Genomic DNA, 24037 nt, shown 5'->3' on the forward strand with positions numbered 1-24037 from the left:
ACTACCTCCTGTTACCTTCGACTATGAATTAGAATTCGAGTACTTGTTTAATACCGGCAATAACACTTGCTGGGCTAGGCAACCAAGCATCTTCGATTTGTGCGAACGGATAAACGGTATCCGGAGGCGCAATACGCAGAACTGGAGCTTCCAAGTGCAGGATTGCTTTTTCATTAATTTGAGCAATAACCTCTGCGGCTACTCCAGAAGTTTTTTGTGCTTCTTGTACGATAATTGCACGGTTCGTTTTCTTGATCGAAGCGACAATCGTGTCGATATCAAGCGGAAGCAGCGTACGAAGGTCGATGACTTCAACTTTCACACCTTGCGTTTTCTCGATCTCTTCAGCCGCTTTAACGGATGTATGAACCATTGCTCCGTAAGTAATGATCGTTACGTCAGAACCTTCACGAACTACGTTCGCTTTACCAAGTTCAATCGTGTACTCGCCTTCTGGTACTTCTGCGCGGAATGCGCGGTATAAGTTCAGATGCTCCATGAAGAAGACAGGGTCATTATCGCGAATCGCGGAAATGAGCAAGCCCTTCGCATCGTAAGGGTTGGAAGGAACAACAACTTTAATCCCCGGAGTTTGCACCAAAAGACCCTCTAGTGCATCCGTGTGAAGCTCAGCTGCTTTAACACCGCCGCCGTAAGGCGTACGGAATACGATTGGCGAGTTGTAACGGCCGCCGGAGCGGTAACGCATACGAGCTGCTTGCACACAAATTTGGTCAAGCGCTTCGTAAATAAAACCTACGAATTGAATCTCAGCGATTGGACGGAAGCCTTGAACGCCAAGACCTACAGCAAGTCCGCCGATAGCAGACTCAGCAAGAGGCGTATCGAATACGCGCTCTTCGCCGAATTCTTTTTGTAAACCTTCTGTAGCACGGAATACGCCACCAACGTGGCCAACGTCTTCGCCGAACAAAATTACATTTGGATCTCTTTCCAGTTCAACGCGCATTGCGTCTTTAATCGCTTGAATCATCGTCATTTGTGCCATGACTTCTCCGTGCCTCCTAAGAGTTTTTGCCAGATTTTATTTATACGCTTGTTTCTGTTCTTCGAGATGGGAAGGTGTAACTTCGAACATGGAATCGATTAAGCCCGGAACTGTCATTTTCTCAGTTTCCTCAGCCTTTTTAATGTGCTCAGCAACAGTTGCTTTTGCCTCTTCTTTCACTTTCGCCTCTTCTTCTTCGCTCCATAGACCTTTTTTGGTCAGGAAGATACGCATGCGCGTAAGCGGATCTTTCGGCTCCCAATCGGATTCCTCGTCTTTGGTACGGTATTTCGTCGTATCATCGGCCAAGGAGTGCGGACGGTAACGGTACGTCAATGCTTCAATCAATGTAGCGCCTTCGCCTTTGCGGCCTCTTTCAGCAGCTTCAGACACAGCTTGAACAACAGCCAGAACGTCCATACCATCTACTTGCACGCCTTTGATACCTGCAGCAAGTGCTTTATGAGCAACAGAAAGTGCTCCTGTTTGTTTGGAGTAAGGCGTTGTGATGGCATAACCATTGTTTTGTACAAAATAAATGGCAGGCAGCTTGAATGCTCCTGCAAAGTTCAAACCTTCGTAGAAATCTCCTTCAGAGCTTCCTCCGTCCCCTGTGTACGTAATCGCTACACGAGGTTGGTTACGTTTTTTGAACGCCATCGCTACACCAGTTGCGTGCAGAATTTGTGCACCAATGATGATTTGCGGCATAAGAACGTGAACATCCTGCGGAATTTGACCGCCATGTTGGTGTCCGCGGGAATATAGGAATGCTTGGTAAAGCGGAAGTCCGTGCCATACGAGCTGCGGCATATCGCGGTAACCCGGGCAAATAAAGTCATCTTTATTTAAAGCAAATTCACTACCGATCATGGAAGCTTCTTGTCCGGATACCGGCGCATAGAAACCAAGACGTCCTTGACGACCGAGATTTACGGCTCTTTCGTCCCAAACACGTGTGAATACCATTCTTCTCATTAACTCTCTTAATTGGTCATCGCTAAGTTTAGGCATTTTGTCGGGATTTACAACTGTGCCGTCTGGAGCCAGTACTTGTAAAGGCTCAACCTTTTCTGTGGTCACTTCGTAATTTGCTTGGCTGACAAGTGGCTTACTCATACCATTTCACCTCTTATATGATTTTGATGCCTGCTAGCTACACTTCTGTTATAGTATTATTATAAACCTGTTTTTGTGAATTGTACACCGCTATCCTTATGATATATGACCTTTTTTCGCGGAAGCGAATAGTACAGTTTAGGAAAATATATAATACAGTTAACATGAAATTTACAACTGCTATAATACACCTTACCCAATCCATTTCCAACTTACGCTTCACATACCATTTTTCCCCACAAGGATATAAAGGAGATTACTCGATGTCTGATGACGCTCGCTATTACCAAAGAACGATTGTGAAAGATGAACTCACCTCGGACCTGCTTCAAGAAACACGCCAACTTCGCGTTTATTTGCCTCCCGGTTACAATGAACTGCTCTCCTATCCGGTTATCTATTGTCAAGATGGCGAGCAATTCTTCAATTTCGGACGCATTGCCACAACCATTACCCGCTGCATATTAGATGAAGACCTGGAGCCAGCTATTGTGGTAGGTGTGGATGTGAACGCGGCTAACCGCACGTCCGAATATGCGCCGGAGGGTGAGCGTCATGACGCTTACTGCCGCTTTTTCGCCGAGGAGCTGCTTCCTTATGTGGAAAGCCGCTATCCTGTAAGGACGGAGCGCAGTGAACGCATTGTCGCAGGTGATTCTCTCGGTGGGACCGTTTCCTTGCATCTCGCCTTAGATTATCCTAGCCTTTTTTGCCGCGTTATATCCTTGTCTGGCGCATTTTTCGACATTACCCGCGAACGCCTTAAAGCGGTCGACGATTTATCCTGGCTTGAAATGTACATGTTGATCGGCTTGGATGAAACGGATGTCAAAACGGAGCGCGGAACCTTTGATTTCGTCAGAGAGAACCGTTTGGCCAAGGAAGATCTCGAAAGGAAAAATGCCGTGCTTCATTATATCGAGAAACCTGGCAAACATTTGTGGGGATTCTGGCAAGGGGAATTGAGCGCGGCGCTGCATTATTTTCTGGGGTAAAACTATCACATATAAAAAAAACGGTCCCGCTTCTGTCAGATGACGAAGTCAGACCGTTTTTTTACTGCTTGATCGCGTATCGAGCTTTCATCAGGTCCACCATATCGCCGATTTGCCCGTCCGTCGGATATCCTGGGATTGCTTCCGGAGTCTTCACTTGCAGCCCTCTCGCCATCATGACTTCAACCAAGTTCGCAGTAAACTGCTCAGCTGTTAAAGGAATATTCAAGCATTCCGCCAAACTCGCCATACTCCCCGGCGCCACGGCAGGGTACTCGCTTGGGTCTGCCGATTGCGCCGCGCGCTCGTAGAAGCCTCTAGCCAGCGCAGCTTTCGCCTCGCCTTCACCTTCGACGATAATAAACGCTTGGACCGACAAAGCCAGCTGCTGCCTGCGCTGTGCGATTCCGCAGAACTTACGGCCGCCTACACTGAGATCGAACTCTCCCGGGCAAAAGGACCCCATCACCTCACCTTGATCAATATGATCGGTAAGTTTGCTCATCACTTCACGGATCAGGCCCACCATGGCTTCAAAATCTTTGCGATGCTCCATATCCCCTGCTTCTTTCGGCAGCAGCAAAGAAACATTCACAACGCTTAGATCCAGCGGAACCGCTGCGCCTCCTGAATTTCTAACAGCCGTATCATACCCTTGGTCAAGCAACCATTGGTTAGCAAGTGCCGCTTCCGGGAGCCGGCTATCCCGCAGCCCCATGACAAAAGCTCGCGGATGCCGCCATATATGGAGAATCGGAGGCGCCATTTTCCCAATCGATCGGCAAAGAAGTTCTTCCAGCGTAAAAGCATATAAAATCGATCTTGAGGTCGTTTCCTGTGTTCGGTCAAGGATGACCATAGAAGAAGAATGGGGTATATTCGTCATTTACATAATCTCCTGAGCCTGCTATTTATGTTCATCTTCCGAATTGTAAGCGAATCTAGCGTTAGCCGCAATGTAAAAATCGCTGCTTTTCGCCAAAAAACATCAAAATTTAGGATACATTTCGAAGGAATTCCAAGTTTTGTGTCGAATAAAAATCTGTGTCGAATAAAAAGTGGAACATCAAATTTTTGTTAAGTAGGCGAGATCTTTGAACATTTTTGACGATTTACTCCTGAATATCCTTGTTTTAACCGTCCCCATTGTTTTAACTCACATCTTTTGGCTCGAAAAACCCGGCTCTCTAGACAGTTACGATAAATATCGTCAAGTATTTCTTCTATTTATCTGCACACTAGCCGCCATTTTTTGCGTGACCCATCCTTTTTTCAAACCCATAGGCAATCATTTCGATCTCCATATTATTCCCGTACTCATCGCTTTCTTATATGGCGGCATACGCTCAGGACTAGCGGTTTCCGGATTCATACTCGCCTATGTGTACATCATGAACGGCCCGAATTTCGTGTGGATCGTCACCTTACTAGCTCTTCTCATCCCCTTCATCGTGGCTTTCATTGCGCTGAGCAATTGGAAGCACCTAACCCCCAAAGTGATGTTTCCCACCCTGCTTGCTTTCATCAGTGCTCTAGCAACTTTCTGTATCACCCTGCTGTATAGAGTCGGTTCTTTTGCCACCGTAGATCGTACTTTTTTGCTATATGGAATAGCGTATTGTCTCGTTCATTTATTTACGATGTGGCTCCTTACATACTTAATTGCCCGAATCCGCGAAAATATCACATTGCGCCAAGAAATCCAGCGCTCTGAGAAGCTGAATGTCCTCAGTGAATTGGCGGCTTCAGTCGCCCATGAAATTCGCAACCCTATGACGGTAGCCAGGGGATTCATGCAAATCCTCAGTCAATCGCAGGTCACTGAAGAGAAGAAACATATATACACTGCCATGGTCATCGAAGAAATTGACCGCGCCCAAAGCATTATTACCGACTATTTGTCCTTTGCCAAACCCGAGGCAGAGAAGCTCGAGCCGCTTAACTTATCTGACTTGTCATTCAAACTAAGCAATCTGATACTTCCATATGCCGCACTGCGCGGGGTTGATGTACAATTCGATATGAAATCCCCGTTGGTCATCCAAGCAAATGAAGAAAAAATCATGCAATGCCTGCTCAACCTAACCAAAAACGGCATTGAGGCTATGACGGACGGGGGCGCACTGCAAATCATAGGCTTCAAACGAGGCCCTCACATTATTCTGCAAATTAAAGATACAGGCATCGGGATGACAGCCGAACAGATTAACCGCCTTGGAACCCCTTTTTATTCCACCAAAAACAAAAGCACTGGACTCAGCATGATGGTCTCCTATCGCATCATCCGCACGTTAGGAGGACTCATTGAAGTTACGAGCGAGCCCAACCAAGGTACCTGTTTTACGATATCACTGCCGGCCGTTTGATTGGCTCGCAAGGATATCCATGATCCCTTTGAACAAAGGTATGGCCTTGTTGCTTTCCGTTGGATCCGTATTTTTGATAACAACGGATACTGCATACTTGGGAGAAGCCACCGGGCCATATCCGATAAACCATTGATTCACTTTTTCCTGCTTGCCGACTATCGTTTGCGCCGTACCGGATTTCCCTGCGAGCTGCCACTTTGCATCCTTCAACCCTTGGCCGGTTCCTTCGGTCACGACTTCTCTCATCCAGCTCAAAAGCGTACGGCTTGTCGCCGCGGACACGTATCCCTCTTCATCCTTTCGCGTTTGTGGTTCAAATTTCTCCATCACGCGATCGGTCTGGTAGCGGATTTCTTGGACCACTCTCGGCGAGTAGCCTTTTCCATTATGCAGTAAAGTAACAATCATATTAGACGCCTGCAAAGGGGTCATCATCACGTCTCTTTGCCCGATGGCTGTCTGCATAAGAACACCTTCATCATCGTGCGGCGTATGAGCGCCAAAGAGCTGTCCAGTCTCTTCGCTATCTAATTGATGGAGAAGGATCTTCGTGTCCGTCTTCCCTGTCCATCCCACTTCATCCAGCACGCCAAGCTTATGCGCGAAGCTTTCCAGTTGGCCAGCCGTTAAGCGCTGCATGACTTTGGCAAACACGATGTTGCAAGACTGTGCGAACCCTTGCTCCAAGGTTAAGGGGCCATGTCCCTCTTTCCTCCAGCAGGTAAAACCATACTTGCCAAGAGCTCCTTCACAAGTGAATGTCTCTTTGGGATTAACCACACCTAAATCCAGCGCAGCAGCAGCCACAACGGTTTTGAAAATAGAGCCGGGAGCCGTTGCTTTAAGCGCATAGTTGCTCCAGCTTTTACTTGCAAGATCCACGGACGTGGGATCATAGTTGGGTCTGCTCGCCATGGCGACGATATCGCCTTGTGCGACTTCCTGAACGACGGCGGCACCATCCCGGATTTTCAATTTATCCATTAGCGCCTCAATTTGCTGCTGAACGTTTACATCAAGAGTCGTAACTAATTTAACGGGATAAAAAGCATTATTAGGCGCAATCATACGCGCATCCAGTCCGGTTAACGGCCTTTTACCGGCATCCATAAAATAAGAGATCGATGTCTCCCCGATGCCGCGAAGCCAGAGATCGAAGGTCTTTTCAAGACCCGCTCCGCCAATCTTCGTCGTTAGCGCAACCTTACCTTTTTCCAGATCCGCGCCGTATAAGTTCATTACACGATCCGGATTTTGCCCAATGAATCCGATTAGCTGCCGCGCAGTCATTCCAGTCGGGTAGCGATCTTCCATCTGCACCACCTTCACATTCGGCAAGTTCAGTGCTTCAATCTGCTCTTCCTGCCCATCCGTTAACATGGCAGGCTTGCCCCCACTGGCTTGACTCCACACTTGCGGTTCTTTCAGATCCTTGGTGAATCCACGCCAAGACTCCGCATTCGTCCGCAAAATCTGGACAAGTTGATTTACCTGCTGGGGGCTTGCTTGAAGATCATTATTGATGGGAAACACAACGAGGGATTTCACAATCTTCCCAGTCATCGGCTGCAAATTCCGATCTAATATTTCGCCTCTGCCGCTCTCCAGCACTAGCGCACGTTGTCTTTGAACGACTGAGTTTTTAAGCAAATTAACGCCGTGTGAACTGTAATTTTCCGTTGCTTCAATTTGTATCCAGAACAGCTTACCCGTTATGCCAATAAACAGGAGTACGATGGTAAGAAGAACAAGAAAAATACGGCGTTTTTCAAGTGAAGATAACTGTTTGACCCTCATACATCTAACTCCTAACGATATCATTCATCCTAAACTTAGATGTTATCAGTATCGTCACTCCTGCACGTAGACAAACCGTCGAAATACCTTCTTAGAAATAAAAAAAAGCCCACCCTCTTAAACAGAGAGTGGACTTCGAATTGTATACAACTAGACTTCGAATTTGGATAAGGTGTCGGTAAGCGATTTGGAAAGCAGATCCAGCTTGTCCGAAAGTTTCACTAAACCATCGCTGATGCTAAGCTGCTCGGAGCTCAAGGAAGCAACTTCCTCCGAAGTAGCAAGAGATTCCTCCGCTACCGCACTTACATTCGTCATAGCGTCCGAAAGAACGACTTGCGATTGTTCCAAAGTTGAGATCGAATCGCTGACCGTGCTGAGCTGCTCAATGAAGCCGCCCATGTGGTTCGTTACTTGTTTGAAAATAATATCGGCTTCCTTCACCGCCAGAATCTGTTCTTTGAAGATCGGCGTTGCTGTGGAAAGCACCTTCACCGTTTCATCGATTTCTTTCTGGATCGTTTCGGTAATTTGACCTACGACGTCAATCGATTGACGGGATTGGTCTGCCAGCTTCCGAATCTCATCCGCAACAACCATGAAGCCTTTGCCCGCAGCTCCGGCACGCGCAGCTTCAATTGTCGCATTCAAGGACAAGATATTCGTTTGCTTGGTCATATTATTCAGAACATCCAGGATTTTACGAATCGAACGTGTGCTGTCTTTCAAGTTGTCGACTTTATCCACCATGGAACGGATCATTTCTTCCGTCAAGTTCGTCTTCGAAATGAGCTCGGACATATATTTCGTTCCTTGCTCACTGGAGCTCTGCACGTCCGCTGCAGCTGTTCCCATCTCCAGGTTGGCTTCGATAACCTGTTTCATCTGGATACCAATATGATGAGTCAGCTCATTGCCTCTCTCGGATTCTGTCGCCAAACCTCCGGCACCGTTGGAGATTTCATCCGTAGCTACAGCAATTTCTCTAGCCGCAGTAGCCGTCACCTTGGAGGAGTTCGTTAACTCTTGCGCCGTTTCAAAAACCGCTTGCGCAGAGGTGCTGGTTTGTTGAACCAAAGTTGTAATCTGCTGCATCATCACATCGAAGCTTGCGCCCAACTGACCAATCTCATCTTGCGTTGTATAGTTGGCACGCACGGTTAACTTGCCTTTCGCGCCTTGCTGCATCAAGTTGCGAAGATTAATCAGCGGTCGTCCAATCATTCTGGCAACGAATAATCCGATTAACACTGCCGCAATAGCCGCAAATAAAGCGATTAAGAGCGTGTAATTGAAAATCTTCTTAGCATCCTTCACAAGCGAGCTAACTGGAATATCCCCGACTAGATTCCAACCGGATAAAGATGATTTGTAATAGGCTACCAAATGATCATCTTTTGTTACAAAAGAGCCATTTTCTTGATCCAATTGCTCTTTCGTTAACTGGATAGCTGCATCTTTTTCGAGCTCAGAAATATTCGCAGATGCAATATTCTTATTCTCAGCATTCGTAATGACAACCTTGCTGTCGTCTCCGAGAGACATGCCCGTAATTTCTTTATTCAAGAGATCCGTGCTAAGCTCCAACATTAACACGGCAGTCGTGCTGTTCGTTAGCGTATTTCTCATAAGACGGCCAATGGCAAATGTATTCGTGGAAGAACTGGAGTATCCTTTAACTTTACTATCCAACCACGCTACTTTTCCCCCATTGTCCACAATTTTCTTAAACCAATCGGTCGATCCTGAATTTTCGCTTAACGTGCTTCCGCCAGAACCTGTAATGACAATCAGCTTGCCGTCTGGTCGATAAAGATGAAGCGTTTTAATTGACTTGTTAGCGAAGGTCACCACATTTAATTTATCCGTTAATTGGCGAACAACTTCCAGTGATTCGTACGAAGTAGGATCTAACGTAGGAACTTTCTCCAGAAGGTCCTGCAGCTCTTTGTTCAGCATAATTTGTAAAGATGTGTCTTCGAACGTCTGATAAAGGAAATCCAGCTTCTGGCCTGCTTGTGTAACAGTTTGCAAGGAGGATTCTGCCACTTTGTTCTTAATGACATTTTTGGACACGCTGTAAGAAATCATACCCACAATGAGAACGAAGAACAAAATGCTGATAAAAAACATTAAAAACAGCTTCATGCCTACGGACTTCACCGGATTTTCCAGCTTAACCTGCCTCATTTCTTTGAAAGCGACTGTACCCATTTCCTTAGATGTCTTTCCTGCCGCTCCCGCCACGCGACCCCATGGCACATTTCGGAATGTTTGCGCGACAGCTTTGTTTACAAATGCGAGAATACTTTGGAGTCTCTTCTTCATCTTTTCACCGCCATTAGTTTCTGTTCATTGTACCCGTACTTTCGTCCTAAAATGAAAAGGGTTACAATTCATGTTTTTTATTCAATTCGACAACATTTAACAATTTCCTTTAATATTCGCTCTAAACGAAAATAAAAAAAAGAAACTTTCTCCAATATAACCCAGTCTGGAGAAAGCTTCCATGGTACTATTTTCCTGTTTTCTTACGCATCATATCCCACTTTTTTACAGGAGATTCTGTTTTTAGTTTAATGACTTGAAGCGGATGCCTTGCTGCATCCAGCTCCTGCCCCTCTTCATTCCAGATGACGCCAACCTTTTGTTTAAAATGCGTTCCTTCTGGTCCGAAGAATTCAATTTCCTGCCCCGGCTTGAAATGATTTCTTTGCTGAATCAGCGCAGTGCCTGTTGTCTCGTCATAGGACAGCACCAGACCGACAAAATCAAAGCCGACCACTTTATCCTCCGGTTCGAAAATATGATCTTCAGGTCCGGGCGTATCGTAGAAGAAGCCCTCGTTCAAAGGACGGTTCGCCGCTTTGTGGATCTCCTCCTGCCATACAGGATTGAGTTTGAAATGTTCCGGATCCTCAAAGTAAGCATCAATGGCTTGACGGTACGCATTAACAACCGTCGCTACGTAATGAATGCTCTTCATTCTTCCTTCGATTTTGAAGCTGTCTACACCGGATTCAATCATATCGGCAATATGCTCAATCATGCTGAGATCCTTCGATCCCATCGTAAAGGCATCATCTTCATCGCCAAACAAAGGCAAATCCGTCGCCAATGGCGCTGATTCCGGCTGATCTTTGGCAAACAGATCATATTTCCAACGGCATGATTGCGAACAGCCTCCGCGGTTGGAGTCACGATCCGTAAAATGATTGGAAAGCACGCATCTGCCGGAGTAGGAGCTGCACATCGCGCCATGAATGAAAGCTTCAATCTCAACATCGACATGCGCTTTAATTTGATCAATTTCTTCCATGCTGACTTCGCGAGCCAGAACGACGCGCTCAATGCCTTGGTCTTTCCAGAACTTCACGGTTTGCCAGTTCATCACCGACTGCTGCGTACTCACATGAACTTCCAGTTTAGGCGCCACTCTTCGGCAGGTTTCCATAATCAGCGGGTCCGCTGCAATGATGGCTGAAATCCCAACCTCTTGTAGTCCTCGTAGGTACTCATCCAGCCCTTCAATGTCCTCGTTATGTGCATAAATGTTCGTTGCTACGAACACTTTGGCTCCGTACCCATTCGCAAACTCAACCGCTTCACGCATTTCTTCAAGTGAAAAGTTGTCTGCGCTGGAACGTAGACCATACTTCTGTCCGCCAATATATACCGCGTCAGCACCGTAATGAATAGCAAATTTCAATTTTTCCAAATTGCCCGCAGGGGCAAGTAATTCCGGTTTATGCAGTCTAACACGCTTCCCTCTCGCTCGTGCTTCTAATGCTGTCGTCATCTCGAAAACGCACCTTCTTCCATCTATCAATATACCTGTTCTTTATAGAAAAACCCGTACGACAATTCGCGTTCAGGGTCCTGCAATTCTGTTATCGCATCCAGCCATTCTTGCTGGAACTCAAATTCTTCCGGGTTGGCGGCATAAGCGTCAATGACAGCACGGTAGCTGCGAACAACTGTTTCGTTATACGCGGTCGATTTCAGGAGGCCTTCGATTTTGAAGCTATCGATTCCGCCGTCCATAAGCTCAGGTAAATTCTCCAGCATGCAAAAATCCTCAGAACTCATGATGTGCGTACCGTTACTATCCTCATACACAGGGTAACGCTGATCACGGCGTTCGTGCTCGATAAGAAACAGTCCGCGTTCAATGGAACGATCCTCCGTTGATACGTCTTTCCCTTGGTGTTCGATATAATTTTTCACTAGCTCTCGCTTAGAGTGATAAATATTGGTAATCCCATGCACTTGAACTTCAACCGCTAACTCCGTATTCTCTTTAAAAGCCAATACCTGTTCCATGTTCAGCTCTCTAGCCAGCACAACGCGGGTTGCCCCTTGTCTGCCCCAATAATTCGCAGTTGCGAAATTGGTAGAAGTCATCTCCGCATTCCAGTGCAGCGCTAGCGGCTTTGGTAACGTGCGCGCAGCCATAAGGACAGCGGGATCACCAAAAATAACGCCATCCACATTGAATGCCTGCAGCTTGCTTAAATAGTCTGACAGGCCCTCCAAGGAGTTGTTGTCAAAAATCTTGTTCACCGACACATACACCTTTGCCTGTTTCTCATGTGCCCAAGCTACTGATTCTCCAATCTCCTCTAGCTTCATATTTCCAGGCAGTCGCATAGCATAACGCTCTTCTCCAATTATGACACTGTCCGCGCCGGCTTCAATCATTGTTTTCAATTCAGCGCTACTACCGCAGCTTATTACTAACTCTGGTTTTTTCACTTGCTTACCCTACCTTCTGTCAGCTTCCTAACGTGGTATTAATTCGCGGCCTTTTTACTTTCCGCAATATTTTTCTTGTGTTCTTCATAGGTCTCCGCGAACAAATGCCCTTTCGTGCCGTCTTTCTTTGTTACATAAAACAAGTACTTCGTTTCTTGCGGATAAATCGCGGCTTTCATCGAGGCAAGGCTCGGACTGGCAATAGGCCCCGGAGGCAGGCCTGTATTCAAGTACGTATTATAAGGGCTTTGTATTTGCAAATCCTTTTCCAACAACCGTTCCTTGGACTTATCAAACAAATATTGCACCGTTGCATCAATTTGCAGGGGCATGTTCTGTTTCAACCTGTTTTGGATAACGCCGGAAACAAGAGCCCGCTCTTCATCCACAACAACCTCTCGCTCAATTAAAGAAGCGATCGTCAGCATCTGATGCACGCTAAGTCCACGCTCTTTGAGTTTATCCTTCCAATCTGGCGGCAGCGTAGCAAGCTTCTTGTCCAATTGCTGCAGTGTTCGCTCAATGAACTCCTCTTCCGTCGAACCTTTTTTAAACTCGTACGTTTCCGGGAACAAATACCCTTCAAGCCGGTGTTTCAAATTCTTATTATCCGGAATGCCGCTCGCGGCGGTATCTACCGTCAAGCCTGCAGGCGCATCTGCCAGCTTCAAGAACACATCTTTATTCCATGGCGTCTGTTCACTTAATTTAGAAGCAATTTGTTCAACGGTGTATCCCTCAGGAATCGTTATACGAATAACCTCTTCCTTTACCGTTTCCCCTTTATTGAGCTTTTCAATCATCTCATCAAAGGTTAAGCCGGGCTTCATGTCATATTCGCCAGCTTGAAACCTGGAGCCTTGCTTTTTTACTTTTAAATAATACGTAAAAATGGATGAGTTCTTAATAAGGCCCTTTGTTTCAAGCTCTTTCGCGATTTGTCCAGATCCGGCGCCTGGGGGAATGGATACCCTCACTTCTTGCTCCGAGGCTTCAACCGGCTGCAGGCCGTTCGCAATATATAATCCTATACCGCTTGCTGTCCCGATAACAATAAGCAGAAACGTACCCACTATAAGAAGTGTTAGCTTCAGCTTCTTTGTTTTCGTCGTCTTCCCAGCGCTTTCTTGATCAAGCATGTTGTTCACGATGATCCTCCTAAACGTTATGCAGCAGCAAAAAACAAAACTCTGCTATCGCAAGCTCTCCAAGCAAACAAAAACGAGCGGATGCGCTCCGCTCGGTTGTTTGCTTCTTACAAGTCATCCTGCTCTGGAAATACCATCTCATCGTAGAGCTCCGAAACAGTTTCGTATTCGTCGTCATCTTCAATGGTTTCCAGCTCGTATTCGCCGTCCGCATTCTGCGTCACCCGGAAAACCGCAACCTCGTCTTCCTTCTTGAGTTCATCGGATTGCAAAACCGCATACATTCTATTGTCATAAACGAATTCTTTAAGAAGATGATAAACCGTTGATTCATTTTGCTCATCAAACAAAATAATATCATCCCCGTAAGCTTTGCGCAATACGTCAGAAAGCGTCGTACTCATGCTTCTTCTTCCTCATCGAATTCTGCCATTAATGTGTTAAACGTTTCTTCCACGATATTCCACTCTTCTTCATCGTCGATGGTGAACAGCTTCAAATCTTCGCCGTCATCATCTTCTTCATAACGGAAGGCATACACTTCGTCGGATTCTTCGTCTCCTCCGTCCGTAGGCACCACCATCATGTATTTCTTGTCAGAACCGTCCACTTCGAATTTCATGATAACCTCGAACTCTTCTTCGTTGCCTTCATCGTCCGGGATGTAAATGATTTCTGGTTCCTCTTCACGCAATTCTTCTTTGGACATGTTCATTCACCTCTTCATATTGGCATCCATATACCCTTGCAGGATGATTTGCGCGGCCATTTTATCAATGACCTGCTTCCGCTTCTTCCGGCTCACATCTGCTTCAAGCAGTGTGCGAGTCGCTGCCACGGTCGTTAGACGCTCATCCCACAAGTGTACGGGTACACTTAGTTTTTGTTCTAGCTCTTTTGAAAACTCGATGGCCAATTCGCCACGAGGACCAATCGTGTTGTTCATATTTTTGGGTAAGCCAACGACAATTTGTGTGACACCGTACTGCTCCACAATCGCAACCAGCCGGTCAATGTCTTCTCCTGGCTTACGACGATGTATGACTTCCAGCGCTTGTGCCGTCCATCCTAGCTCATCGCTCATCGCTACACCGATCGTTTTATCCCCGTAATCCAAGCCTATCCATCTCATGCGGTTCTCATTTCCTTCTATTTGTGTTGACCCAGATAAGCGCGAACCAACTCTTCAATCAGTTCATCGCGTTCCCGTTTACGAATGAGGCTGCGCGCATTATTATGCCGTGGAATATAAGCAGGATCTCCGGAAAGCAAGTACCCGACAATCTGGTTGATCGGATTATACCCTTTTTCCTGAAGAGCATCGTACACCGCTAATAACACATCTTTGGGCGATGTCTCTATTTCTTCTGCTTTCACGTTGAACTTCATCGTTTTATCCATGGAACTCATCAGGAGCACCTCACTTTCCTTGTGAAACCATTTGTAAAAATTTGATAACTGTTCGTGTATACTGGTTTATATTCTCTATGGGTTTAAAAATTCCTGTCCCCCAAAAAAATAATTATGCAAATTGCGACAGAAGTCCCTCAACACCGGAAAGCGCAGCCTGTAATTTGGAAGCGTCTTTACCGCCTGCTTGGGCCATATCCGGTCGGCCTCCACCGCTTCCGCCAACTGCTGCAGCTACTTCTTTAATAATTTTACCGGCATGGAAACCTTTTGCAACAAGATCCGGGGTAACAGCTGCAACCAAATTGACTTTATCGTCAGCCACAGCGCCTAGAACGATAACCGCAGATCCCAATTTTGCCTTCATTTCATCGACAATGTTGCGAAGTGAGTCCATATCCGCTGCGTTCACTTGGGCAGCTAGCACCGAAACACCGGCAGCTTGCTTCACTTGATCCGTTAAGGATCCCGCTTCAATGCGGCCAAGTTTGCCGCGCAGCGACTCGTTCTCACGTGCCTGCTCTTTCACTTGCTGCAGTGCCGCTTCGACACGCTTCGGAACGTCTTGAACGTTCGATTTGAGCATGCCTGCTGCTTCTTTGAGCAATTGCAGCTGCTGGTCAAGATATTCATACGCGCTGCGGCCAGAAACTGCCTCGATTCGACGTACGCCCGATCCGATACCGGATTCGCTCACGATTTTGATTAGACCGATTTGGCCCGTGTTCTGAACGTGACAGCCTCCGCACAGCTCTAAGCTGTAATCGCCGACTTGCACGACGCGCACGATATCGCCGTATTTCTCGCCGAATAGTGCCATTGCTCCCATCGCTTTCGCATCAGCAATTGGTTTCAATGAAATTTCGACATTGATGTTATTCCAAATTTGACGGTTCACGCGCTGCTCAACATCCTGCAATTCTTCGCTGCTAATGCTGCCGAAATGCGAGAAGTCAAACCGCAAACGATCCGGTTCTACCAGGGAGCCTGCTTGGTTAACATGCGAGCCCAGAACTTCTTTCAGCGCTTTATGCAGCAAATGCGTAGCCGTATGATTTTTGATGATATCGCCGCGCTCAGCAGATGCTACGATAGCCTCTACCGTGTCGCCTTTGCGCAGAACGCCAGACTCCACTACGACTTTGTGAACATGCTGCCCATGAGGCGCTTTAATGACATCTTCAACCTTCAGTGTAACCTGGCTGTTGCGGATGGTTCCGAAGTCGCTCACCTGACCGCCGCTTTCCGCATAGAAAGGTGTGCGGTCCAGAATAACCTGGCAAGTCTCGCCTACGCCAACGATATCCACAAGCTCGTTCTCATGTACGATGGCTTCAATATTAGCAGTAACTACCAATTCATTATATCCAACAAATTCGCTTTTAACCGTCAATTCGGACAGCGGGCCGCCTTGTACCTTCATTCCACCTTCTTTTTGACTAGCCGCTCTTGCACGGTCACGCTGTTCCTGCATCGAAGCGTCGAACCCTTCACGGTCAACCGTCAAACCTTTTTCTGAAGCAAAATCCTCCGTCAAATCGAACGGGAAACCATACGTATCATATAATTTAAAAGCATCCGGTCCGCTGATTTGATTCGTACCGGCTTGACGCGTCTTTTCGACCATCTCCGCCAGGATAACCAAACCATCGCTTAACGTTTCGTGGAAACGTTCTTCTTCGGTACGAATAACCTTCTCGATAAATTCATGTTTGTCTACAACCTCTGTGTAGTAAACGCCCATGATCTCACCGACGGTAGCAACCAGTTTGTACAGGAACGGTTTATCTTGCCCAAGCACTTTCCCGTAACGCACAGCACGACGCAGCAAACGACGGATAACATAACCGCGTCCTTCATTAGAAGGAAGTACGCCATCGCCTACGGAGAAGGCCACCGTACGAATGTGATCGGCGATTACTTTCAGCGCCACATCGTGATCATCGTTCACATGGTACGTTACACCTGTAAGCTCACAGGTTTTATCGATAATCGGTTTGAATAGATCCGTGTCAAAGTTGGAATCTACATCTTGCAGAATCGAAGCGAAACGCTCCAGTCCAGCGCCTGTATCAATGTTTTTGTTAGGAAGCGGTGTGTAGCTGCCGTCCTTATTATGGTTGAACTGTGTGAATACTAGGTTCCACACTTCCAAGAAACGTTCGTTTTCTCCCCCAGGCCAGCACTCCGGATCGGATAAATCACCGTATTTGTCGCCACGGTCATAGAAAATCTCCGTACAAGGACCGCATGGACCTTCGCCGATGTCCCAGAAATTATCTTCTTTGAGCTTGTAGATGCGCTCTTCCGGGATACCGATTTGTTTGTGCCAAATCTCAAAAGCTTCTTCATCATCTTCGTGCACCGTAACGGAAATACGATTCGGATCAAATCCGATCCATTGCGGATCCGTCAAAAACTCCCAAGCCCATGGAATAACTTCTTTTTTAAAGTAGTCACCGATAGAGAAGTTCCCTAACATTTCGAAAAATGTATGGTGACGGCGCGTTTTCCCGACATTCTCAATATCGTTTGTACGAATACATTTCTGAGCATTCGTAATACGCGGATTTTCCGGAATTTCCCGTCCATCCAAATATGGCTTTAACGGCGCAATACCGGCGTTAATCCAGAGCAACGACGGATCATTATGCGGAACAAGCGAAGAGCTGGGCTCTACTTTATGCCCTTTACTTGCGAAGAACTGCAACCATTTGGAACGAATTTCACTTGCCTTCATCTCACTCAAGCCTCCATATTTACCTATAATGTTTGAAAACAAACAAAAAACGCCCCTGTAACATACAGGGACGAATCATCGCGGTACCACCCTGGTTATTGCGTTTCCCTCCCACCGAACCTGCGGCAGAGGAAATCAGGCAATCTCCTTGTGCGGATCTGTAACGGGTCCATCCGGTGGAGTTCATCCACACTCCGAAATTAGCTTTCAGCCATCCTAGCACCGAGAGGTTCTTCCAGCCGGATTCGCGCAAAAGCCGCTCACCGGAACCTCATCTCTGACAGTGGACTATGACTTACTTCAATTTCATCAACGCTTTTGCAGTAGATCTAGATAAGGCAAATTATAACTTTATGCCTGAACCGTGTCAATATTGATCCCTGTTCATGGAACCAGTTTGGTGTGGGCATCGTAAGTACATTACAATACCGTTCCAACAAACTCGAGAGGAAGTGATGCTAATGGATTTATCAGCTCTTACGCTGCTAGCGCTAATTGCACCTGTTTTTGTACTCGTGATCTATATTATGGCCAAAACGCTCATTAAGAAAGAAATTCCGGATAGCCGATATAATCCTTTCGATTATATAACAGGTCAAACCCGCGTTGAATTTCAAGAGCAAAAAGAGGAAAAAGAAGAAAATACCGATCAAGGAGACGACAAAGATAAAGGATTAAAATCATAGTTGACAATCGTTCTCAATGGCGATATACTAAACTCATTGATAATGATTTTCATTATCGAATGAAGCAACATAGAATCAACGTTTAATTCATTCCGTAGCCCATTCGATGGTTTACGTATGCCACACCCTTTAATATCCTCAACCCTCGTGCAAAACCCCTGTGTACCATGATCCCGCAAGTCATGATGCACGGGGGTTTTGTGCGTCTATTTGTACGTCTTTTTATGATCCTAGCCCATCCTTAGATCCCGCTAAGTCGTGGGTTTATGGACATAATGCAAGAAAACATGCTGAATAATCACCTTCATGACCGCGAAGAACGGTACCGCTAGGATGAGTCCCACTATACCCGCTACTTCCCCGCCGACCAATAAGGCAAAGATAATAACAAGCGGATGCATATGCAGCTTTTTGCCTACCACTTGCGGTGAAATGACATTCCCCTCAAGAATTTGCACGGCTAAATTCACAATCGCGACAAAAAGCACCATTTTTAGCGAAATCGTTGAGGCCATAATGATCGCCGGCGCGGCTCCAAAAAACGGGCCAAGATAGGGAATAATATTGAAAACCGCCACAACACTGGCGAGTAAAAGCGCATACGGCATATCGATGAGCCAATACCCCAAGTAAGCAAGCCCTCCAATAATGACGCAAACCAACAGCTGGCCGCGAATATAATTCCCAAGCGCAGTATCGATATCGATGAGAAGCTTAACTGTTTTCTTGCGATGCTCCTTCGGTACGATGGCAAGCGCCGTCTTCTCGATGATTTGAAAGTCTTTCATGATATAAAAAGCAACGAATGGCACGATAAAAGCGATAAACAGCATGGAGATCGTGCTTCCAATTTGATTCATGTAGTTCGATATCGCCATGGAGATGCTATTTTCCAACTTCGTTAACGAGTGGTTAAAGCCGTCTCGCACACTGTCCGGCAGCAGTCTGTTCTGGTTAAATCCGTCCACAATGGATTGCGCGCGAATTTCCATCTGCGGCATGTGCTCGTTCAACTCCGCAATTTGAGTCATAAATACAGGAGTCATATTCATGATTATGACCGTGAGCGAGGATATAAAAACACAATAAATCAACAGCACGGCAATCGTTCTCGGAACTTTGCGCTGGTTCAGCATGTTCACGACCGGGTTCAAGATATAGGAAATAATTACCGCGATGAAAAATGGCGCTAATATCGCTTTTAAAAAAGTGAATAAGCTTAGTAAAATTGGTTTGATCAGCAGCAGCATATAGATACAGGCCAGTGCCAAAAGCAAATACACCAGCCCTACAAACCATCGATTTCTCCAAAAACGTTCCATCTCGTCCACCTCAGTGATTCTAAATATATCTACGCTCATACAGTATATGTACATGCTGGTCAAATTAACCTTGTAGACGAAAACAAAGAGACGCCACTTCACAAGCACGGGTGTGCCCATAAGTAACGTCTCCTGTTTGCTATTATGATTAATTTGCGTGTTCTTGGATCAATGGCATTTCTTCTTCAAAAAATAAATCATCCAGAGAACTTAGCGTTCCGTCTTCTTCTACTTGATACACGGACATTTTCTCTCCGTTGACGCTGAGTTCGATAAAGCAACCCCAGCAATAAAACTGGTGGGAACCGATCTTTCCAATATCTTTGGAATTACAGTTTGGACAACGCATCTTGCTCACCCTATTCTTCTTTGGATACGAAGAGTTCTTCTACTTCCTGAGAGCAATGTACAGGCACTATAATGGCATCTTCACCTTTGGTTGCCGAATCCGGCATGGGAAGCCATTTACGCCCTTCCTTTAAATCAGAAATAAACCCTTCGGACAATTCATAACCTACTATTTGTTTACCCCAATCTTGGGTTAAATAAACATCTTCTACCACGCCTAATTTGTCTCCGCCGACAGTAACGACTGGAAGACCTTTAATCGGGTGGCTTCCTTCCAGAAAAGCATGGCATTCAACTGCCTGCTCAAACTCGACTATGACATTTTCGTTCGGTATGGTAACGGCATCTTCACCTGCAGCGACAACTCCATCCCACGGTACGTACCGTAAGGAGGAAAACCACATCTTTGCTTCTAGAATAATGCCTCGTATGTTCCATTCAGGGTCAATCATCAAATCTTTCACTTGGCCTAATTGTTTACCGGAATCTACCGTCAGAACGGGAAGTCCGATTAAATCATGCGCTCTGCGCAAGGTGCTTTCCTCCTAGAACCACCCGGTACTAATTATTACGCAGCCGTTTGACAATGGTTGCAATTTTCTGGGCAGCTGTTTCAATTTGATCTTTAGAATTCCCCATTCCAAAGCTAAATCGAACGGCAGAGGCTGTAACATTTTCTGGGAGTTTCATTGCTTGTAAAACGTGAGACACTTCAAGTGAACCTGAGGTGCACGCAGAACCGCTTGCTGCAGCCACATCTTCCAGGTCAAGACTCATAAGCAGCGTCTCTGTGGATACGCCAGGAAAGCTGATGTTCAGAATATGCGGAACTTGTTGTTCGGCATGTCCATTTATCGTAAATTGATCACGGCCTATTTGCTGCTCCAAGCTAGCAATCATGCACTGTCTAAGCTCTGCAGCTTGCTCGTAAAGGGTTTCCGTCATAGGGAGAATCATCTCCATCGCCTTGGCAAACCCTGCTATGGCAGCTACATTCTCCGTTCCCGCGCGGCGTTTTCTTTCCTGCGCACCGCCAAATACATGAGGAACCAGCTTCGTATTCTTGGACACATACAATGCACCCACACCATTAGGACCATATATTTTATGAGCAGACAAGCTAAGCAAATCAACCGGCAGTTCATGAAGATTCAGCGGTAATTTACCTAAAGCTTGAACGGCATCAACATGAAAAGGAATATTCCGGCTTCGTGCTAACCGGCCAACTTCTGCAATCGGTTGAATCGTGCCTATTTCATTATTCACATACATGATAGAGATGAGAGCCGTATCGGGACGAATAGCCGACTCCACATCTTCGACTTGAATAAGACCAGTCGGACCTACTGGAAGGTAAGTGACCTCGTAACCGAGGTTCTCCAGCCGCTCACAGGGATGCAGGACAGCATGGTGCTCAATCTCTGTCGTAATGATATGTTTCTTGCCATTATTGTTCGCATGGATGATCCCAAAGATCGCCATATTGTTGCTTTCAGTCCCGCCGCTCGTAAAGATGAGTTCACCAGGCAGACAGCAAAGTGACTTCGCCATCGCGTCACGAAAGCGGTTCAGTGCTGTTCTCGTCGCTCTGCCGAAGCTATGCGTGCTGGAAGGATTGCCAAAATAAGCTGTATAAAAAGGAAGCATAGCTTCCATAACGTCGGGATGCACCGGCGTGGTCGCCGCGTGATCAAGATAAATTGGATTCATAAATCACCTTAAATGTAAAACATGTAATTGTCGTGCTGACCTGCGTCTTCAAAGGAAATCAGGTTCGCAAGCGTTGTAGAATCAAGCACTTCCGCGATGCTATCGCGGATACGGATCCATAAATCGCGCTTCGCCGGGTCATCTTCCTCCGTAAAGTCGACAGGACTAATCGGTCCTTCCAACACGCGAATCACTTCACCCGCTGTCACTTGATCAGCAGGCTTGGAGAGAATATATCCACCGTACGCTCCACGAATACTTTTGACCAATCCCGCGTTACGCAAAGGAGCAACTAGCTGCTCGAGATAATGCTCGGATAGCTGATGCTTTTCGGCAATACTTTTGAGTGAAGTCGGACCTTCACCAACTCGATTGGCCAACTCCATCATGATCGTTAGACCATAGCGGCCTTTTGTGGAAATTTTCAAAATTTACACCTCATTCAACATTTATGCCATCAAGGGGGCTAATTGATATTACGAAAAATTGTGAGTTGTTTACCTACTGCTTTGTCCACATTCAGACAGTATGCTCGTCCCTATCTAGGTAAACAGCGTTTCCATTTTTAACAAAAACATTCCTAAACATCCGTATATCGTATCTATGTTATCATAATTCCTTGTTCTGTGGGGGAAAAACAATGACATTCTCATGAAATATTTTAATTTTTAACTAGAGAGATGTATAATAGGAAGAGTTTCAAAGATAAACGACTAAGTCTCACAGGATAGAAAAGAGGAACACAAGCCATGAATAAAAAAACACGTGTCATTCTGGGTATGTCCGGGGGTGTCGATTCTTCTGTTGCCGCACTGCTCTTGAAAGAGCAAGGCTATGAAGTCATCGGCATTTTCATGAAAAACTGGGACGATACCGATGAGTTTGGCAATTGCACAGCCGAAGAAGATGCAGAGGATGTCCGAAGAGTATGCGACCAGCTCGGAATCCCTTTTTATACAGTTAATTTTGAAAAACAGTACTACGATAAGGTGTTCGCTTATTTCTTGGACGAGTACACCAAAGGTCGCACGCCGAATCCGGATGTGATGTGCAACAGAGAAATCAAATTCGGTGAGTTGCTCCAGAAAGTCATAGACTTAGGCGGCGACTATATCGCTACTGGCCACTATGCCCAAGTGAAAGAACAAGACGGCGAGTATGTGCTCCTGCGGGGCAATGACCCTGGCAAGGATCAAACTTACTTCCTCAACGTGCTTACGCAGCAGCAGCTGTCCAAAGCGATGTTCCCGATCGGCCACCTGCCGAAACCGGAAGTACGTAAAATTGCCGAAGCAGCCGGTCTTGCAACAGCAAAGAAAAAAGACAGCACAGGCATCTGTTTCATCGGAGAGCGCGATTTCAAAGAGTTCCTCAGCCAGTACTTGCCTGCCAAACCCGGCAATATGGTTGATATCCGCAATGGCGAGGTTAAAGGCCGTCATGACGGGCTGATGTACTACACGCTAGGTCAAAGACAAGGTCTTGGCATTGGTGGTTCAGGCTCAGGCGAGCCATGGTTCGTAGTGGATAAAAACTTGGAAACCAACGAATTGTTGGTGGTTCAAGGCGAGCAGTACCCTGGACTTTACTCCAAAGGGTTAACAGCGACAGATGTAAACTGGATTTCTCCGAAGAAACCTCAAGGCTCATTCGCCTGCACAGCGAAATTCCGTTACCGCCAGCCTGACCAAGGCGTCGTTCTGACTTTTCAAGAGGACGGAACTGTTGAAGTAGTTTTCGATTCGCCGCAGAAAGCTGTCACGCCTGGACAATCCGTTGTTTTCTATGACGGTGAGGTTTGTTTAGGTGGCGGTGTGATTGATAAAGTTCATAAATAATACAAGACAAAATAGATGGTTCAAGAAAGAAGGATGATCAGTTTGATTAAAATGATTGAGGCGGACATGAAGGCTGCTACGTACGAGGATGTGACAAAAATCGTGAAAGAAGTCGGCATTCTACCTCTCTCTTCTTTCATACCGGATCATCCTTCACTTGAATCCATGACAACACAAGGGCAATGGCATACCGGGTTGGAGACGGATCCTTGGCTTTGGCGGGACCGCCTGCCAGGTGACGGATTTGCCGCCTATGGTCGTTTTTTCGCTAAGAAACCTTTATTAATTTCAGCGGACCTTTTCCCTTTGGTAAAAAATCTGTTGGAAGATCCCTACTCCGTGGAAGAACGCTATGAAGACGGGCTGCTTCCCAAATCAGCCGTCGAGCTCTTCCAGGCGGTTGAGGCGAACGAAGGCATTGATGTTAAAGAACTTCGGGCTGTTACCGGAATGAAAGCCAAAGAGTCCAAAAGTGAATTCGACCGTGCGCTCATTGAGCTCCAGAGCAAAACGGATCTTGTGATTGCAGGCATCAGCGAGCGTTTGAATGCCAATGGGACAAAAAACGGCTGGAACAGTACCTGCTATATGACAGCCCTGCATTGGATGGAGCTTCACGGCCTAGCGGTGAACTCATTACCAACACCTGAAGCGAAAAATCAGTTTAGAACTTATATTCAGGAGCGTTATAGCTCCAAGGCTGTTCAATACCTTGGGAAGATTTTTAAGTTATAAGGAAAAAAAAGCAAAGGGCCTCTTCTTCTTAGGAGGTTCTTTTTTTATCCCCTCAA

General features: G+C 46.3%; 23 protein-coding genes. 5 read left to right on the top strand and 18 right to left on the bottom strand.

Annotated features, from left to right (window positions below; all coding sequences use genetic code 11):
• Positions 1-28: 28 nt before the first annotated feature.
• Both ACKTT9_RS31730 and pdhA read right to left on the bottom strand, forming a co-directional pair.
• Positions 29-1009 carry an alpha-ketoacid dehydrogenase subunit beta gene (locus tag ACKTT9_RS31730; protein WP_407869160.1) on the bottom strand — a complete coding sequence of 327 codons (981 nt, stop codon included), beginning with the start codon at positions 1007-1009 and terminating at the stop codon, positions 29-31.
• Positions 1010-1045: 36 nt separating this feature from the next.
• On the bottom strand, positions 1046-2128 hold the full coding sequence (gene pdhA, locus ACKTT9_RS31735) for a pyruvate dehydrogenase (acetyl-transferring) E1 component subunit alpha (RefSeq protein WP_127455364.1): 1083 nt from the start codon (positions 2126-2128) through the stop codon (positions 1046-1048).
• Between the two features lie 263 nt (positions 2129-2391).
• Here pdhA and ACKTT9_RS31740 point away from each other — a divergent pair, with 263 nt between their 5' ends.
• On the top strand, positions 2392-3123 hold the full coding sequence (locus tag ACKTT9_RS31740) for an alpha/beta hydrolase (protein ID WP_407869161.1): 732 nt from the start codon (positions 2392-2394) through the stop codon (positions 3121-3123).
• Positions 3124-3184: 61 nt separating this feature from the next.
• Here ACKTT9_RS31740 and ACKTT9_RS31745 read toward each other — a convergent pair whose 3' ends face one another.
• Complete coding sequence (locus ACKTT9_RS31745; RefSeq protein WP_407869162.1) at positions 3185-4009, bottom strand: biotin/lipoate A/B protein ligase family protein; 825 nt, start codon at positions 4007-4009, stop codon at positions 3185-3187.
• Positions 4010-4217: 208 nt separating this feature from the next.
• Between ACKTT9_RS31745 and ACKTT9_RS31750 the strand changes: the two genes are divergently transcribed.
• The gene (locus ACKTT9_RS31750) at positions 4218-5489 is read left to right on the top strand and encodes an ATP-binding protein (protein ID WP_407869163.1); all 1272 of its coding nucleotides are present in this window, start codon (positions 4218-4220) and stop codon (positions 5487-5489) included.
• On the opposite strand, the gene ACKTT9_RS31755 is transcribed toward ACKTT9_RS31750, so the two are convergent.
• The 10 genes from ACKTT9_RS31755 to alaS all read right to left on the bottom strand — a co-directional run bounded on the left by ACKTT9_RS31755 (position 5472) and on the right by alaS (position 17342).
• Entirely contained in the window at positions 5472-7289 is a 1818-nt protein-coding gene (locus ACKTT9_RS31755) for a peptidoglycan D,D-transpeptidase FtsI family protein (protein ID WP_407869164.1), read from the bottom strand. The two genes, ACKTT9_RS31750 and ACKTT9_RS31755, sit on opposite strands and share 18 nt — an antisense overlap.
• A 150-nt stretch (positions 7290-7439) precedes the next feature.
• Positions 7440-9617: a methyl-accepting chemotaxis protein gene (locus ACKTT9_RS31760; protein ID WP_407869165.1), complete on the bottom strand. Its 2178-nt coding sequence runs from the start codon at positions 9615-9617 to the stop codon at positions 7440-7442.
• Between the two features lie 187 nt (positions 9618-9804).
• Complete coding sequence (locus ACKTT9_RS31765; protein WP_407869166.1) at positions 9805-11088, bottom strand: peptidase U32 family protein; 1284 nt, start codon at positions 11086-11088, stop codon at positions 9805-9807.
• 26 nt (positions 11089-11114) lie between these two features.
• Positions 11115-12044: a peptidase U32 family protein gene (locus ACKTT9_RS31770; protein WP_407869167.1), complete on the bottom strand. Its 930-nt coding sequence runs from the start codon at positions 12042-12044 to the stop codon at positions 11115-11117.
• 38 nt (positions 12045-12082) lie between these two features.
• Positions 12083-13183, bottom strand: coding sequence for an endolytic transglycosylase MltG (gene mltG / locus ACKTT9_RS31775; RefSeq protein WP_407873155.1), 1101 nt, complete (start codon positions 13181-13183; stop codon positions 12083-12085).
• Between the two features lie 116 nt (positions 13184-13299).
• Entirely contained in the window at positions 13300-13596 is a 297-nt protein-coding gene (locus tag ACKTT9_RS31780) for a DUF1292 domain-containing protein (protein ID WP_407869168.1), read from the bottom strand.
• Positions 13593-13901: a DUF1292 domain-containing protein gene (locus ACKTT9_RS31785; protein WP_056610485.1), complete on the bottom strand. Its 309-nt coding sequence runs from the start codon at positions 13899-13901 to the stop codon at positions 13593-13595. The genes ACKTT9_RS31780 and ACKTT9_RS31785 overlap by 4 nt, the downstream gene beginning before the upstream one ends.
• Positions 13902-13907: 6 nt before the next feature.
• The gene (ruvX, locus tag ACKTT9_RS31790) at positions 13908-14324 is read right to left on the bottom strand and encodes a Holliday junction resolvase RuvX (protein WP_127455357.1); all 417 of its coding nucleotides are present in this window, start codon (positions 14322-14324) and stop codon (positions 13908-13910) included.
• Between the two features lie 17 nt (positions 14325-14341).
• Positions 14342-14602 carry an IreB family regulatory phosphoprotein gene (locus ACKTT9_RS31795; protein WP_028555746.1) on the bottom strand — a complete coding sequence of 87 codons (261 nt, stop codon included), beginning with the start codon at positions 14600-14602 and terminating at the stop codon, positions 14342-14344.
• Between the two features lie 112 nt (positions 14603-14714).
• Entirely contained in the window at positions 14715-17342 is a 2628-nt protein-coding gene (gene alaS, locus ACKTT9_RS31800; protein ID WP_407869169.1) for an alanine--tRNA ligase, read from the bottom strand.
• Between the two features lie 461 nt (positions 17343-17803).
• Here alaS and ACKTT9_RS31805 point away from each other — a divergent pair, with 461 nt between their 5' ends.
• Positions 17804-18028, top strand: coding sequence for a DUF3951 domain-containing protein (locus tag ACKTT9_RS31805; RefSeq protein WP_407869170.1), 225 nt, complete (start codon positions 17804-17806; stop codon positions 18026-18028).
• A gap of 251 nt (positions 18029-18279) precedes the next feature.
• On the opposite strand, the gene ACKTT9_RS31810 is transcribed toward ACKTT9_RS31805, so the two are convergent.
• From ACKTT9_RS31810 to cymR, 5 genes are all read right to left on the bottom strand, one after another.
• Positions 18280-19350 carry an AI-2E family transporter gene (locus ACKTT9_RS31810; protein WP_315953571.1) on the bottom strand — a complete coding sequence of 357 codons (1071 nt, stop codon included), beginning with the start codon at positions 19348-19350 and terminating at the stop codon, positions 18280-18282.
• Between the two features lie 148 nt (positions 19351-19498).
• Positions 19499-19699: a hypothetical protein gene (locus ACKTT9_RS31815; protein ID WP_079419326.1), complete on the bottom strand. Its 201-nt coding sequence runs from the start codon at positions 19697-19699 to the stop codon at positions 19499-19501.
• A gap of 10 nt (positions 19700-19709) precedes the next feature.
• On the bottom strand, positions 19710-20231 hold the full coding sequence (locus ACKTT9_RS31820) for a PRC-barrel domain-containing protein (protein WP_157319179.1): 522 nt from the start codon (positions 20229-20231) through the stop codon (positions 19710-19712).
• A gap of 28 nt (positions 20232-20259) precedes the next feature.
• Complete coding sequence (locus ACKTT9_RS31825; RefSeq protein WP_407869171.1) at positions 20260-21408, bottom strand: cysteine desulfurase family protein; 1149 nt, start codon at positions 21406-21408, stop codon at positions 20260-20262.
• 8 nt (positions 21409-21416) lie between these two features.
• Positions 21417-21836: a cysteine metabolism transcriptional regulator CymR gene (gene cymR / locus ACKTT9_RS31830; RefSeq protein WP_127455352.1), complete on the bottom strand. Its 420-nt coding sequence runs from the start codon at positions 21834-21836 to the stop codon at positions 21417-21419.
• A gap of 321 nt (positions 21837-22157) precedes the next feature.
• Here cymR and mnmA point away from each other — a divergent pair, with 321 nt between their 5' ends.
• Positions 22158-23246: a tRNA 2-thiouridine(34) synthase MnmA gene (gene mnmA / locus ACKTT9_RS31835; RefSeq protein WP_407869172.1), complete on the top strand. Its 1089-nt coding sequence runs from the start codon at positions 22158-22160 to the stop codon at positions 23244-23246.
• A 42-nt stretch (positions 23247-23288) separates the two neighbouring features.
• Complete coding sequence (locus tag ACKTT9_RS31840; protein WP_407869173.1) at positions 23289-23981, top strand: hypothetical protein; 693 nt, start codon at positions 23289-23291, stop codon at positions 23979-23981.
• Positions 23982-24037: the final 56 nt, after the last annotated feature.

Source organism: Paenibacillus sp. P36 (genome assembly GCF_045866505.1).
GTDB classification, from domain to species: domain Bacteria; phylum Bacillota; class Bacilli; order Paenibacillales; family NBRC-103111; genus Paenibacillus_E; species Paenibacillus_E chondroitinus.